This window comes from Priestia sp. YIM B13490 (assembly GCF_042787735.1).
Taxonomy (GTDB): Bacteria; Bacillota; Bacilli; order Bacillales; family Bacillaceae_H; genus Priestia; species Priestia megaterium.
In genome coordinates, this window is record NZ_JBHZOT010000003.1 from 350017 (window position 1) to 364588 (window position 14572).

The following is a 14572-nucleotide window of genomic DNA, read 5'->3' on the forward strand; positions in this document are numbered from 1 at the left end:
CAAAAAGGAGGGATAAACGTGTTTGGGTTAAATGATCTTCCAAAATTTGTGTGGTCATTCTGTCTTGTATTGCCACTTGTATCATTTGTTCATCAGCTGGGGCATTCCGTCATGGCAATTATTTTCGGAGGGAAGGTCGATTTTACTATTGGGCGAGGGAAAACGATTCTTAAAATGGGGAAGTTTAAAATTAAGTCAGTCTACTTTTTAGACTCGTTTTGTAAATATGAAAATCTTAAGAATGACAGTCGCATTTCTCATGCAGTGGTGTATGCTGGTGGTGTACTGTTTAATTTGCTTACTATTTTTATAATAAATGGATTAATTATGGCTAATATTCTGCCTGAAGATATATTTTGCTATCAATTTGTTTATTTTTCAGTCTATTATGTTATTTTCTCACTGCTGCCAATTCAATATACAGAGACAACTGCAAGTGATGGACGTGCTATATATAACGTATTACGGTACGGGAAAACGTGTGATCCAGATTAAAGGGCTGTGTGCAGCAGCCTTTTTTGGTGCGTTTTTTCTCGTTCATTTAAATAAAAAAAGGAAAACTTTACGAAAAGAAAATAGTAGCGGATAATAAAGATAGAAGATGTTGGAATGTAAGAAAGGAGAGGATTCATACGATTATTGAGACAGAACGAATGACGCTGCGAGCCATGGCCGAAAGCGATGCAGGAAATTTACTGAAAATCTTTGAGGATGCTGAAGCAATGAAGTATTATTCTTCTACTAAAAGCGAACAAGACACACGCCGCTGGATTCAATGGATGAAGCAGCATTATCAAACGTACGGCATTAGCATGTGGATCGCTGAGGATAAACAGAAAGGAGAGTTTCTAGGGCAGTGCGGCATGGTTCTTCAAAAAGTAGACGGAAAGGTAGATCCAGAACTTGGTTATTTATTTTTACGCAGCCGCTGGGGGGAAGGCTATGCGAGGGAAGCAGCAAAAGCTTGCTTAGATTATGGACTTCATACGCTGAAATTTCAGAAGATTATATCATTAATAGATCCTGACAATTTCCCATCGATTAAAGTGGCTGAAAGAATTGGCATGAAAAAAGAAAAGCAAGTTAACAAATGGGATAAATCGTTATTCTTTTATAGTATATATAATGAAAAATGAGAGTATAGGAGTGGTAGCATGATCAAAATTAAGAACGTTTCGGTAAAACGAGCAGAAAAAGAAATTTTAAAAAACGTGTCGTGGTTAGTGGAAAAAGGGGAACATTGGTGTTTGCTTGGGTTAAATGGTTCCGGAAAAACGACGCTTTTAAATATAATCAACGGATATATCTGGCCTACAAAAGGTCAAGTAGAAGTTCTTTCAAGGAAATTTGGAGAAACAAATCTGTCTGAGCTCAGAAAAGAAATCGGGTGGGTAAGTTCTTCGCTTCAGCAGCGGTTTCGAGATGACGATACGGTTTTAGAATTGATTTTAAGCGGCAAATTTGCATCTATTGGTTTATATGAACAAGTGGAGCAAAAAGATATGAACCAAGCCATAGAATTAATGCAGCTGCTAAATTGCGCAGATTTACAAAATCAGGCGTACGGAACACTTTCTCAAGGAGAGCGCCAGCGGGTGCTAATTGCCCGAGCTCTTATGGCTTCACCAAAGCTTTTAATACTTGATGAGCCATGTACAGGTCTAGATATAATGGCCCGAGAACAGCTTCTTCAGCTGATTGCAAAAATGGCAGAGCAGCCAAAAGCGCCTACGCTTATTTATGTTACTCACCATGTAGAAGAAATTTTGCCTTGCTTTACCCATACGCTTTGTATGCGCCAAGGAGAAGTGTTTTCTTCTGGAAAAACGAAAGACCAGCTCACTGAGCCGCATCTTTCTAAATTTTTTAATCACTCCGTAGAGATTAAGCAGCAGAAGGAACGCACTTGGCTGTCATTAAAAGAACCGGTACCGGTAAAAAGCTGATCTAACGTCGAGAAACCTTCTTACATACAATGGGAAAAAGAGCGCTGCTTGCAATGGAAACAAGCTCATTGTGAAGATAATGTTTACATGCTACATAAATAGTGGTGCCGCAAATAATATCAATTAGTAAAAAAGCAGCAATGTCATGTTTATCAATGGTTACAAATACAAAAGAAGAGGAATCATAAGCTGTCATCGTTGGCTCCTTTGATTATATCGTTATGTTACTTTATTCACAAAAGGCTTGGGCTATACGAACTTTTAAAGAAGTAAGATGATGACAGCTGGTTCTCTTTTCTACAGCTGATAATATTCTTGTTCGAGTATACTCATGATAAGATCTGTCTGAAATGCTTCTTCAATAAAAGCACCTTCACGCTCTATTCCTTCTTTTACAAAACCGCATTTTTCATAACAAGCAATGGCTCTATGGTTGTATTCGAGCACTCGTAAATCGACTCTGTGCAAGTGAAGGTGTTCAAATGCATACGCAAGTACCAATTTTGTAACTTCAGTGCCTAGCCCTTGATTCCAAACGGAGGAATCAAATAAACCAATTGCATACCGTGCGCGCCGGTCGTACTCGTTAACGGTCAGCCGGGCCTCTCCAACAAAACGCTGCTGATATTCAATGCACCAATTCAGCTTTTGAGACTTTATGTACTCGACGTGCCGCTTGGCATCTTGTAATGTAAGAGGTTTTAAGTTTCGGGTATCGCCTCCGTACATGCGAATAAGTTCTTTTGTTTGTTTGCATGCTAGGTAGTCATTTACATCGCTGTCCTTTGGTTTTCTTAGTATCACGTTTTTTCCTTTTAAAAATGGTGAAACATTATTCATTTGATGCATCCTTTCTTTTCTAACATTTAAAAAGGTATTCCACTTGTTTCTTAAAAAACCTGCTTTTACGTATAAAAAGAAATTGAGACACAACTATGTCCATCGAATCTCAAGACAAACAAATGGGATCAATGTGCTAGTATGGAGTGCTTGTTACACCGCGGTTGATTTCCGTGCAAGACTTGGCTTCCCATTAACTGCTCTACATATATGAAGCAAGCCTACGTTCATCCTACAAATAAAAAAATCCGAACGAGTTGGATTCTCAAGCAAGAATCTCGATTCATCGTTCGGATCTTCCTTCAGCTAAACTCCTTTTGTCCCACCCTTTTTACGAAGAATGTTTTTTTGCGTAGTGGGCAAGTGCAAGAAGAGGAAAAATATCATTGTAGCTGTGGTACTGAATATAAAATTGTCCAGGAAGACCAATTCCCGTGGGGTAATGAGTTTGCTGCTCTGTAAGATTTGGATTCAGTAAAAATTTAATTCCTTTTTCAACGGATCGATCTTTTAACGGACATATTGTCATTAAAGCATCGAGAGCCCAAGCCGTTTGAGAAGGGGTGCTAAACGATAGTGGCACATATTTTTTTAAAGAAGCGCTATAGCATGATTCTCCGAATCCACCGTCTTCTTGTTGAATGCTTTTGAGCCAGTTGATAGCTTTGATGATACGAGGATCAGAAGCAGAAATCCCTACAGCACGGAGTCCTGTAATAGCGGCCCACGTTCCGTAAATATAGCAAACTCCCCACCGGCCGTACCAGCTCCCGTTATCCAATTGATGATCAAACAGCCATTTTACTGCAGCTTTAATCGAAGGGTGGGATTTATTCATGCCAGCAAAGTTTCCGAGACACTCAAGCACTCGACCGGTTAAATCGGCAGTAGCCGGATCCGTCGCTGCATCTTTTGCATTTTCAAGCGGTAGATAAGTAAATAAAATAGAGTCGGTATTTTTTTCAAATGCAGGAAAACCCCCGTCTTTGTTTTGCATGGATAGCAGCCAGTTAATGCCTCTTTGCCAAGACTCCAAATAATCTGTGTCGGTTTGCGCTCTTCTAGAAAGAGCTCTGATAGCAGCAGACGTATCGTCTAAGTCAGGGTTATTCGTATTAATATCGGAAAACCCCCAGCCTCCAGGCGCTGTATTTGGGTTATGAAACTGCCAATCTCCAAGCTTTGTATGCTGTCTTTTCTTTAAATAGCGAGTTGTGCCTTTAATCATGGGATCTTGCTGCGGTACACCTGCTTCCTGTAGAGCGTAAGAGAGCAGCGCGGTATCCCAAACGGTTGACGTGGAGTTTTCTACGTGCACGTGGCCGCTGCATGTACTAAGTAGTGAACAAATCCCGTCAATTGCTTTTTGGATCACAAATGAATCTTTTTTATAGCCAAGAGCCAAAAGACCGTAAATCATAAAAAAAGTAGAGGTGGCGTAGCTGTAGAGTGTTCCATCTTTTTCAATTCTTTCTAGCATGTAACGCTCGGCTGCTTGATAACCAAGCTTGTGGATGTAAGAAGGTAAAGAAGCCAGCTGTTTTAAATGGTCGACTAAAAAAATAGAAGCGCGTGATTCTTGAGCATTTTCCTTCGATTCCTGTTTCTGTTCTCTTACATCTAAATGAGAAAGAGAAGGTGTATGTCTAGAAGTAAGTGAGAATTTTTTGTTTCCTGCTATCATCATCGGAACGAAGTGAATTCTGGCATAAGTGCTTAATTCATAAAAGTTAAGCGGTACATAGGTAGGCACGAGCAAAAGAGAAAGCGGGAGGTAAAATAGCTTTGGCCACTCGTATAAACCGTTAACAGAAAGCATCCATCTTGTGAGAAAATGAGCGCGCGAAATGCCTCCCGAATCTATAATATATCTTTCTGCTTTTCGCAAAATCCGGTCGTTTTTTTGGTAATACCCTGAATATAAAAGAGCTGTATAAGCTTGAATAGTGGCGGATAAGTTATGTTCTTCATCATCAAACAACGTCCAAAGACCATCTTCATTTTGAAGGGAAACGATCCGTTCGGTTAATTGTTTAATCAACACTTCTTTATCTAAATCAAAGGTGCGAAGAAGCATAATTAAAAACGCATCAGGCATAACGCCTGTTTCAAAACAGTAGCGAAATGACCCGTCATTTTTTTGTGTTGGGCGCAGATAGGCGATTCTTCGCTGAATCTCTAGCTGAACTTCCTTTAGCAATATGATCACCTCTTATGATAATGCTTTTCAATCTTTCGACCTGTTTCTTTATAACTGTATTCAAAGGAAGAGAGTTCTATGAGAGGAGAAAGTTGCAAAGAATAGAGCGCTTGCTGCACAATAAAGGTAATGGAAAATTGGAGTGATAGAAGTGAAAGAAATACAGGTAGAAGTCATTCAAGGACGAGGCTCTTACCGAGAGCTTGGTAAAATGCAAGGGAAATTACATAAAGGAACAAAGCTGTTTGAAAATCATCAAAAAAGAAGAAAACGTTCATTACGAAGCTATCAAACGATAGCAAAAGAAGCTCGTCATTATTACGACTTATTTGCTCGTGGACTGTGGGATGAGCTAGTGGGCTTAGCAGAAGGCTTAGATTGGCTTCTTGAAGACGTTATTCATGAATACAGCGGGTATCAGCAAGAGTGGAAAAAAACGGGATGTTCTGCTCTTATGCAGCACGGCGTGTATGTACGAAACTACGATTATCATCCTAAAACGTACGAAGGTCGATTTTTGCTTTTTCAGCCAAATGAAGGATATGCAAGCGTCGGATTTGGAACGAGAATGATTGGGCGAATGGATGGAATGAATGAAAAAGGACTGGCAATTGGCTATCATTTTGTTAATCGCCGCCGTCAAACAAACGGATTTATTTGCTGTACGCTCGCTCGGTTTATTTTAGAAACATGTGAAACGACAGAAGAGGCTATTGCTATTTTAGAAAGAGCACCGCATCGTCATGCGTTTAATTATTCCATTTATGACCGCAGCGGACAGGGAGCAGTAGTCGAAGCATCTGGAAGAGGCGTTCATGTACAAAGAGGGACGATGATGGGATGTACGAACCATTTTAATCAGCTGGTCGAAGAAAATCGTCATCATTTGGTAGAGTCAAAGGAAAGGCTCGATCATATTCGAGATCATATTGAAAAAAAGCTATCGCCTCTTGAAGCTTTCTCTTTATTTAATGAAGATGAATACGGTATTTTTAAAGAAGATTACCGGAATTCTGCTGGAACGCTTCATACAGTAGCATATGTACCGGAGACGCTGCAAGTCATTGTGGGGATTGGACGAAAAGCAAAGCCTCTCATTTTCTCGTTTGAAGATTGGGTGAAAGGAGAACAATTAACTATAACGAAAATAAAAGGAACGGTAAATACAGATGAACCATTTCCGTTTCAGTAAGGAGCAGCATAATGAGAATTGTAACGAATCAAGAGATGTATCAAGTGGATGATTATATGATGAATACAATTGGGATGAGTGAAGAGTCCCTTATGGAAAATGCCGGGCAGGCTGCTGCCAACGCGCTGAGTGAGCGAATCAAAAAACATGAAAACATAGGGCTGCTTATAGGAACGGGAAACAATGGAGGAGACGGCTTTGTTATTGCCCGTGCTTTGAAGTCAAAAGGCTATGAGGTTGACGTCTGGGTAGTTCCTGCACGGGAAAAAATAAAAGACGCGGCTAAAAAAGCCATGATCATCTATGAAAATGCTGGGTTCACGTGGCAATCGGCTGGAGACAACTTCTCTGTGAAAAAGTATACGGTTCTTATTGATTGTTTATTAGGTATAGGCGTAAAAGGCAGTATCAAATCTCCTTACGATGACATTATAAAAAAAATAAACGATTCTAATGCTTACATATACAGCATCGATGTCCCAAGTGGAGTAATGGAACAGAAGCAAGAGCTTACGGTACGTGCAGATGCTACGATTACGCTTCAGCAGCCGAAAGTCACGGCATTTACATACCCGAGTAAAGAAAGTTACGGTGAATTGATTGTAGTAGATATCGGTATTCCGCCGCTAGCAATTGAAAAAAGTTCATCTCTTAAGGAAGTATGGTCAACTCAGCATATTAAACAATCTTTTCCCATTCGAAACGCTTCGTCTAATAAAGGTACACATGGAAAAGGAATCGTAATAGGAGGTTCGCTTCAAACACCCGGAGCGCCGATGCTAACGTCAAAAGCAGCGCTCACAAGCGGAGCGGGACTTTTAACACTTGCGCTTCCGAGCGATATTCATGCGATTGCAGCTGCTCACATGCTGGAAGTGATGTATAAACCATGTCCAAGCAAAGAAGGATTTTTTGCAGGCGAGATTCCTTTAGAAGAAGGGAAGTATGATGCAATTGCAGTCGGACCAGGGCTTGGGAGAACCAAAGAAACGAAGAAAGTCGTCGAACAAGTGCTTCACCAGCCGGTTTCTGTTGTGGTGGACGCCGATGCTCTTTTTCATCTTCCCCATTTAGAAAAAGAAGTAAAAGAAAGAGAACATGCAACGATTTTAACGCCTCATCCGGGAGAAATGGCAAGGCTCGTGGACACAACAATCGCCGAAGTAGAAGCAAATCGATTTTCAATAGCTAGGCAATACGCAGTAGAACATGGTGTGTACCTTGTATTAAAAGGTCCAAACACGATTGTTACAACACCTGACGGAAAACAATACGTAAATACCACTGGAAACGCGGGACTTGCAAAAGGCGGAACGGGTGACACGTTAACAGGGATCATCCTCGCTTTTATTATGCAGCATGATTCTCTTCAAGAAGCAATCAGTAATGCGGTATATGTTCACGGAAAAGCAGCGGATGTGCTGCTCGATCAGGGGCATACAATGATGGATATGTTAGCAAGCGACGTTATTTCTGCACTGCCGGCAGTCTTAGGGCAGCTGAGTAAAAAGTAATTTCTTCTAGATTATTAAAATTTGTTGACAAATTCCTTCAAAAAGTTGTCAAAACTCTTTGTAAATGATAACGTTATTTTACGTAAGATTTTACATAGAAAGAAAGTGATGTTGTGTACTACTCAATGAGACCAAGAGGTATTCATTTAGCTGTGCCTACACTTTTCTTCCTTATCACAGTCGTGTTATTTGCGATGATGCAGTTTGGTTTTTATTTGGATTCCAGCATTCTTCGTAAAATTTGGGTCATCGTTATGGCTTTATTGCCCATTGCTGGACTAATCACGGCTATTAAAGGTAGAAGAGGAAGCGCAAAGCCGTGGTTAATTATAGGGAATGTGATTCTTATTTTAACCGTTACAATAATGAGCGTACAGGCTATTATTTACTAAACAAAAAACGTGTTCGCCAAATAGGCGGACACGTTTTTATTAGGAAAGAGAAACGATTTGCTTGGTTACATAGGCAGCTTCTCCTGCGATTACCACACCATACGTATTCTCTGTTTTTGTAATTTCTACATGAACGAAGCCATCTTTATCTATTTCCTGTCCTTGCTCAATGACAAATTGCCAGCGGCCGTTATCTTGCTGGTCCACATATCTCGCATAATAGGCGCCCATTACGCCTGATGCTGTTCCAGTTACGGCGTCTTCTACCGTACCTGAAAATGGTGAAGAGAAATGTCTTCCGTGCATATGAGCTTCTGAGTGAATCGTTTCAAAACAAAAGGGATGAATAGATGCTTTTGGCATATCTGTTAAAATATGAGGAAAATCTTCTTGATTAGGCTTCATCTTTTTACAGGCATCTAAATTTTTTAAAGGTACAATAAGCGTCCAGTTCCCTGTACTTCCATATACAATAGGCAGTCTTTGATCAAGGTCATCAATATGAAGATTAAGAGCTTTTGCCAGTTTTTCTTTTGAACCTGAAAACGGATGAAACTGCGGAGAAGCTTGACTCATGGTGATAACAGGTTGTCCGTTTCTATTCTGTACAGTCATCGGCAAAATTCCAGCATTTGTTTCCACTGTAAATGTAGTTTTTGGAAGTTTGTTTTTACTGTGTAAAGCATAAAGAGAAGCGACGGTCGCATGACCGCACAAATCTGCTTCTTGTCCGGGTGTAAAATATCGAATTCGTAAATCAGCGCGGGAAGACTTCATGATAAAAGCCGTTTCGTTAAACTGTACTTGATAAGCAATCATCTGCATTTCTTCAGCTGAAAAATCATCTCCATTAAACACAATTCCTGCAGGGTTTCCTTTATTAGGGCGCGTACTGAACGCATCGTATTGATAAACAATCGCTTCTTTCATAGAAATTACCTCCATTTTTATATCATTGTATGAAAGCTTTAACCAGTGTTATTAAATGATCGGCTATTAAAATAGTGAAATACCTGAACGTTAGAATAAAAAAACAGCAGTTTTTACCTGCTGCTTTTCACTTCCCAAAACTATTTTTGCATCGCGGCATTTATTCCTTCTTTTCTAACTTCTAGCATATGAGTAGCTTTTTTATCAATATCTTTAGCTGTATCGGAAGAAATGACGCCTACGCTGCTTAAGTCATAGGCAAGACTTGTAACAAGCAGTTGCTCTCTTTGTGCTAGTGTGCCGTATGTAAGTGCAGCGGTTTTAGCTTGAATGCCACTCATATTTAATTCATCAGTAGAAGAAGCTGCATCGTTTTTTGCGGCTATTGCTTCTTGATAAAGAGAATCATATCCTCCAAACCCCACTTGGGCAATTAGAAAATTATAAATGTCATCGGCTGATTTTTTAGAAGCCTGGGAAAAAGCTCTTTGAAATTTATTGCGCGGTAAAAAGTTTAGTGCCGCCTGTCTTCCGTCTTCATAAATTTTTTCTTGTATTTCTTTCGTCGCTTTTTCGTCGTTTTTTTTCTGCGCTGCATCTAGCTGTTTGCGATATTTTTGAATAATGACTCCGTCCTGCTGATTGTTTCCCTCTTTGAAAGTAGCCGCGGCTTGTGGAACATCTGACGTTGCTAGAGTCTCAGCAGCGTTCTCTGAAGAAGAAAAGAACGTATTTTTGACAAAAATAAGTGCAAAGATCAGCAAAATAAACCATAAAAACCTGAATTTCTTAAACAAAATGTTCACCTCTGTATAATATTTCAAAATTATGTAAAACAACATGGACCAGTATACAACAATTTTAGTGTTTTTTTACACATTTACCCAAAAATAAGAAAATAGTAAGAGGCGTTTTTATTCATCTAATAGATATATAGGTTCATTGTTATGGTTCTAAAGAAACCATTGATCTATTTGTACTGATTCACATAATCGAATATGTTTTTGCTAATAAGGCTTAAAGTGACAAGGATAAAAAGCGTTCGGACGTACGTCACGCCTTTTGATAGAGCGACATTTGACCCGACAAAAGAACCCGCGATCATCGCAAACCCCATAATTAATCCGTAAGAAAATACAACAGAATCGAAATATAAAAACACAAGCAAAGCACCTAAGTTACTGCCGAAATTTAAAAATTTTGCGCTGCCTGCTGACTGCAGGAAATCAAATCCCATAAATAAAAAAGCAAATAAAATAAATGAACCTGTGCCTGCTCCTAAAAATCCATCGTAAAAGCCAATAATAAAAATAAGTGCGGTAAAGAAAATAAGTTTCTTAATAGACAGCGGCTTATACGTAGACGTGGTGCCCCAGTTTTTTTTGAAGATTGTATAAATAGCAACTAAAACAAGGAGAATCAAAATAACAGGTTTCAAAAAAGCGGAGGATAGAAAATGAACGGTGATTGAACCTCCTAAAGAACCAATAAATACAAAAGGAAACCATTTACCTACGACGCGAAAATCGACTTTTCCGGATTTGACAAATCGAATGGTACTCGTTAACACGCCCATCGTTCCGGCTAACTTATTTGTAGCTAAGGCAGCAGCAGGAGGCAGGCCTAAAAATAAAAGGGCAGGCGTTGAAATTAAACCGCCTCCGCCAACTACAGAGTCAATGAATGCGGCTAAAAAACCAAATAGTAAAAGCAAAAGAACAATCTGTAAACTTAATTCTTCCATAAAGCACCTTCCTCATGTCATAATATATAGTGACTACTTAAATAGTAACTATATAAAAAGCAGTTGTAAATATGTAAATGATGAAAATTTCAAATAACTTAAAAAACAGGGAGGTTTCCTTTATGGAAAATATTATTCAGCAGCTGCAGTCGCTTGGATTTAATCAGTATGAATCAAAAGTATACGTGACGCTTGTCAAAAAAGGATCTTCCACTGCTTATAGCATTAGTAAACATTCAGGTGTGCCAAGAGCGCGTGTATACGATATTTTACAAACACTAGAGGAAAAAGGCATGGTGTTAAAAGAAGAGAGTAATGATGGCACCCAGTACACATCGCTGCCCGTCGATGCTTTTTTGCATTCGCTGCAAAAAAAATGGCACGAAACGTATGAAGACGTTAGCGAAACGCTTAAACGTCTTGAAGCTGCAGAGTCTATAGAAGAAAGCCGGATTATGACGATGAAAGGAGAAACAGCCATTCTTGCTTTTTGTGAGTCGCTATTGTTAAAAGCAAAAAATAAAATTGTCATCTCGCTTTGGCCCGATATTTATAATGAGTTGAAGCCTCTTTTATTACAGCTAAGGGAGAGCGTCACACTAAAAGGAATTGTGTTTGAACAAGATGAAGCGATGGAGGAATTTGACCGGCACCGCCATACAAGCTATACCGAAAACATTGGGAATCAAAACTGGTTTATTATATCTGTTGACAGCAGTGAAATGATTTATGGTCATAAAGAAATGGCGTACTATACGAATAACGCAGTCAACATTAATTTACTTGAAAATTATATTTGGCATGATATTCTCGTTAACAGACTTGTAGAAAAAAGTGATAGAGAAATGGACAGGTGGATCGAAAAGGAAAGAGAAAGTTTTTTTACGTAGAAAAGAGACTTAGACATAACGAAATCACTTCCATCGAAAGACGAACAAACGGGATAAATGATCTAGTATGAATGGCTTGTTACATCGCAGTTAATTTCCGTGCAAGGCTTCGCTTTCCGCGGGCGGCCGATGAGCCTCCTCGTCGCTTATGCGCCTGTGGGGTCTCATCTGTTCCGCTTTCCCCGCAGGAGTCTTCGCATTGCCCTCCAATTAACTGCTGGAAGCAGCCACCATGCATGAAAGCTACGTTCATCTTACCAACAGAAAAATCCGAACAAAGTTGATGCTCCATTAAGAGTCTCGAGTCCTCGTTCGGATCTTCCTTCAATTAAAATATTTTTGTTACAGCCTCTTTATATTAAAAAGTTTGGGCAAGTTTTTTTGCTTCTGCTATTCCTTTTTCTTTAATTTCTTGGGCTTTATCTGGCATTGCGTTATGCCCTTCCACAAAAATGCCGTCTAACGAAGGTACTCCGAAGAAATTCATCATAATCCCAATATAACGATGCCCCATTTCCATATCAGCTGCAGGGGCTTCAGAATAAATGCCTCCGCGCGCTTGAATATGAAGCGCTTTTTTATCCGTTAATAGTCCAACCGGACCCTCTGCCGTGTATTTAAATGACTTACCCGCTACGGCTACAGAGTCTAAATAGGCTTTCATAACCGGTGGAAACGAAAAGTTCCACATAGGCGTTACAAAAATATATTTGTCCGCTGATACAAACTGTTCGCTCAATTCTGCAAGGCGATTGACCTTCTCCTGTTCATGAGAAGAAAGTTCAGAGCCAGACTGAAGTTTGCCCCAGCCGCTAAATACATCCGCATCAATATGAGGGATATTTTCTTTATAAAGGTCAATATGTACAACTTCGTCACTTGAATTGTGCTCTTTGTAAGCATCGATAAATGCTTTTCCAGTTGCCATACTGAATGATTGAGACTCATCGTGAGGATGAGCTGTAATATAAAGTACTTTTGCCACGTCTTATCATCTCTTTCTTGTTTGAAATAATGTACTGTCTTATCGTTATCACTCCCATAAAAAACTATACGCGCTTTGTCAGGCAAGCTAAAAAAGAACGCAAGAAAGGGATGCCTATATAGAAAATAATGGTATAATAAATGTTTGAATATTTACATAACAAGTATTTCTAACAGAAGTAAATAAGAGGTGTCGAGATGAAAGAAAAATGGATAATCGTTACGGGTGCAGTTCTGGAATTGGCAAAGAAATTGTAAAAGAGTGTGTGTCGAAGGGCTATTCAGTTATTGCTTGTGATATTAACGATGGAGCTTTGAAACAGCTAGCTGAAGATACAAAGGGCCATATTGAAACACACGTAGTAGATGTTAAAAAAGGAAACGATGTAAAAGATCTTTTTTACCAAATAAAAGATAAAAATTTGTATGGGTTAGTCAATAATGCGGGCGTATATTTAGGAAAAAATTTATTGGACTATGAAGAAAACGAAATAGATTTTGTGATGGACATTAATATTAAAGGATATGTTTATTTTTCCAAGTACTTTGGCGAATTATTAATGAAAAAAGAAACGGAAGGAGCGATTATTAATATATCCTCCGTGTCAGGAATGGAAGGAAGCTCCGATGCTATATATGGAATGTCTAAAGCAGCAATACTAGGATTAACCAAGAGCTGTGCGATGAATTTTTCTCCTTATATCCGGGTGAATGCCGTAGCACCTACAATGGTAAATACCGATATGATGAAAAATATTCCAGAATGGCGCAAAAATGAATACATTGCTCATCAGCTGATTCCAAGCTTTGTTACGCCTCAAGACGTGGCAGATACGGTTCTTTTTTTACTGAGCCCTCAAGCAAAACATTATACAGGAGCCACTTTCGATTTAAATAGCGGATGTTATTTGCGCTGAATACTCTTTCAAAAGGAATGGAGACATTAACTACATCAATCCAAAGGCGCACAAATGGGATAAATAATTTAGTATGGCGCTTGTTACACGGCTGTCGCTTTCCGTGCAAGGCTTCGCTTTCCGCGGGCGGCCGATGAGCCTCCTCGTCGCTTGCGCTCCTGTGCGGTCTCATCTGTTACGCTTTTCCCGCAGGAGTCTTCGCCTTGCCCTCCAATCAACAGCTAGAAGCACCTACATACATGAAACCTACGTTCACTATCACCATGAAAAATTCAAATGCACTTAATTCTCAATAAAGGATTTTAATTCATAGTTCGGATCTTCCTTCAACTAAAATACGTTTGTCCCATCCTCCTTTTTGTTTTCTTAAGAATTCTTAAGAAATTTACTTAACGTTTCTTTAGATTTTTTTCTATTCTAGAAAGAAAGAGTAGAAAGAAGGAATAGAAAATGAATTTAGCTTTTATGTATCAATATTTTCACCAGCCGCGAACGGTAGGCGCACTTTTGCCGAGCTCTACGCACTTAGCGAAAAAAATGGTAAAAGGGATTGATTTTGAACATGCAGACTGTATAGTAGAGTACGGGCCAGGAACCGGAGTTTTTACCCGTGAATTAATGAGAAGACGAAGCGCTTGTACAACTTTGCTTCTTATCGAATACAATCGGCATTTTTACGAAAAAGTAAAGGAACAAGTAAGAGATGAAAAAAATGTGTATGTGATACACGGATCCGCTGAAAATGTTCAAAAGTACTTGATACAGTATGATATTCCAAAAGTGGATTACGTACTATCAGGTCTTCCTTTTGCTTCTTTAACGTCTGAAGTGTCGGACTGTATTTTGCAAAACACGCGCAGCGTATTAGCGAAGGAAGGGAAATTTATTACGTTTCAGTATACGAATTTAAAAAAACAGCTGATCCGCTCGTTTTTCCCTCAGATTAAAGTGGAAAAAGAGTGGAGAAATGTTCCTCCTGCATATATTTTTACATGCGAAAAAAATCAGATATAAGGAGTTTGT

17 protein-coding genes and 1 pseudogene are annotated in these 14572 nt (G+C 39.2%); 9 read left to right on the forward strand and 9 right to left on the reverse strand.

Annotated features, from left to right (window positions below; all coding sequences use genetic code 11):
- Positions 1–18 precede the first annotated feature (18 nt).
- The 3 genes from ACFX4R_RS11665 (at position 19) to ACFX4R_RS11675 (ending at position 1946) form a co-directional block, all read left to right on the forward strand.
- On the forward strand, positions 19–495 hold the full coding sequence (locus ACFX4R_RS11665) for a site-2 protease family protein (protein WP_013082995.1): 477 nt from the start codon (positions 19–21) through the stop codon (positions 493–495).
- Between the two features lie 158 nt (positions 496–653).
- Entirely contained in the window at positions 654–1136 is a 483-nt protein-coding gene (locus ACFX4R_RS11670) for a GNAT family N-acetyltransferase (RefSeq protein ID WP_162214156.1), read from the forward strand.
- 18 nt (positions 1137–1154) lie between these two features.
- A complete protein-coding gene (locus ACFX4R_RS11675; RefSeq protein ID WP_162214157.1) occupies positions 1155–1946 on the forward strand; it encodes an ABC transporter ATP-binding protein in 792 nt (263 codons plus the stop codon).
- A gap of 1 nt (position 1947) precedes the next feature.
- On the opposite strand, the gene ACFX4R_RS11680 is transcribed toward ACFX4R_RS11675, so the two are convergent.
- The 3 genes from ACFX4R_RS11680 to ACFX4R_RS11690 form a co-directional block, all read right to left on the reverse strand.
- Positions 1948–2142, reverse strand: coding sequence for a hypothetical protein (locus ACFX4R_RS11680; protein ID WP_043982203.1), 195 nt, complete (start codon positions 2140–2142; stop codon positions 1948–1950).
- Positions 2143–2243: 101 nt separating this feature from the next.
- Positions 2244–2786 carry a GNAT family N-acetyltransferase gene (locus ACFX4R_RS11685; protein ID WP_043982205.1) on the reverse strand — a complete coding sequence of 181 codons (543 nt, stop codon included), beginning with the start codon at positions 2784–2786 and terminating at the stop codon, positions 2244–2246.
- Between the two features lie 331 nt (positions 2787–3117).
- Positions 3118–4995, reverse strand: a complete 1878-nt coding sequence (locus tag ACFX4R_RS11690; protein WP_043982207.1) for a terpene cyclase/mutase family protein — start codon at positions 4993–4995, stop codon at positions 3118–3120.
- A gap of 142 nt (positions 4996–5137) precedes the next feature.
- On the opposite strand from ACFX4R_RS11690, the gene ACFX4R_RS11695 reads away from it, so the two are divergent.
- The 3 genes from ACFX4R_RS11695 (at position 5138) to ACFX4R_RS11705 (ending at position 8084) form a co-directional block, all read left to right on the forward strand.
- Positions 5138–6178: a C45 family autoproteolytic acyltransferase/hydrolase gene (locus ACFX4R_RS11695; protein ID WP_162214158.1), complete on the forward strand. Its 1041-nt coding sequence runs from the start codon at positions 5138–5140 to the stop codon at positions 6176–6178.
- 11 nt (positions 6179–6189) lie between these two features.
- Positions 6190–7692 (forward strand): bifunctional ADP-dependent NAD(P)H-hydrate dehydratase/NAD(P)H-hydrate epimerase, encoded by a 1503-nt coding sequence (locus ACFX4R_RS11700; protein WP_043982211.1) that lies wholly within the window; start codon positions 6190–6192, stop codon positions 7690–7692.
- A gap of 113 nt (positions 7693–7805) precedes the next feature.
- Positions 7806–8084 (forward strand): hypothetical protein, encoded by a 279-nt coding sequence (locus ACFX4R_RS11705; protein WP_223268911.1) that lies wholly within the window; start codon positions 7806–7808, stop codon positions 8082–8084.
- Positions 8085–8123: 39 nt separating this feature from the next.
- Here the strand turns inward: ACFX4R_RS11705 and ACFX4R_RS11710 are convergent, their stop codons facing one another.
- From ACFX4R_RS11710 to ACFX4R_RS11720, 3 genes are all read right to left on the reverse strand, one after another.
- A complete protein-coding gene (locus tag ACFX4R_RS11710; protein ID WP_043982212.1) occupies positions 8124–9014 on the reverse strand; it encodes a PhzF family phenazine biosynthesis isomerase in 891 nt (296 codons plus the stop codon).
- A 140-nt stretch (positions 9015–9154) separates the two neighbouring features.
- Complete coding sequence (locus ACFX4R_RS11715; RefSeq protein WP_377569834.1) at positions 9155–9820, reverse strand: hypothetical protein; 666 nt, start codon at positions 9818–9820, stop codon at positions 9155–9157.
- A 164-nt stretch (positions 9821–9984) separates the two neighbouring features.
- On the reverse strand, positions 9985–10758 hold the full coding sequence (locus ACFX4R_RS11720; protein ID WP_025752213.1) for a sulfite exporter TauE/SafE family protein: 774 nt from the start codon (positions 10756–10758) through the stop codon (positions 9985–9987).
- A gap of 122 nt (positions 10759–10880) precedes the next feature.
- Here ACFX4R_RS11720 and ACFX4R_RS11725 point away from each other — a divergent pair, with 122 nt between their 5' ends.
- Entirely contained in the window at positions 10881–11648 is a 768-nt protein-coding gene (locus ACFX4R_RS11725; protein ID WP_377569616.1) for a TrmB family transcriptional regulator, read from the forward strand.
- Positions 11649–11727: 79 nt separating this feature from the next.
- Here ACFX4R_RS11725 and ACFX4R_RS11730 read toward each other — a convergent pair whose 3' ends face one another.
- A complete protein-coding gene (locus ACFX4R_RS11730; protein ID WP_377569847.1) occupies positions 11728–11940 on the reverse strand; it encodes a hypothetical protein in 213 nt (70 codons plus the stop codon).
- Positions 11941–12006: 66 nt separating this feature from the next.
- A complete protein-coding gene (locus ACFX4R_RS11735) occupies positions 12007–12633 on the reverse strand; it encodes an FMN-dependent NADH-azoreductase (RefSeq protein ID WP_377569618.1) in 627 nt (208 codons plus the stop codon).
- 197 nt (positions 12634–12830) lie between these two features.
- On the opposite strand from ACFX4R_RS11735, the pseudogene ACFX4R_RS11740 reads away from it, so the two are divergent.
- Positions 12831–13549 (forward strand): annotated as a pseudogene (locus ACFX4R_RS11740) (SDR family NAD(P)-dependent oxidoreductase).
- An 83-nt stretch (positions 13550–13632) separates the two neighbouring features.
- On the opposite strand, the gene ACFX4R_RS11745 reads toward ACFX4R_RS11740, so the two are convergent.
- The gene (locus ACFX4R_RS11745; RefSeq protein WP_377569620.1) at positions 13633–13767 is read right to left on the reverse strand and encodes a hypothetical protein; all 135 of its coding nucleotides are present in this window, start codon (positions 13765–13767) and stop codon (positions 13633–13635) included.
- Between the two features lie 232 nt (positions 13768–13999).
- Here ACFX4R_RS11745 and ACFX4R_RS11750 point away from each other — a divergent pair, with 232 nt between their 5' ends.
- Positions 14000–14563, forward strand: a complete 564-nt coding sequence (locus tag ACFX4R_RS11750) for a class I SAM-dependent methyltransferase (RefSeq protein ID WP_162214160.1) — start codon at positions 14000–14002, stop codon at positions 14561–14563.
- The last annotated feature ends 9 nt before the right edge of the window (positions 14564–14572 follow it).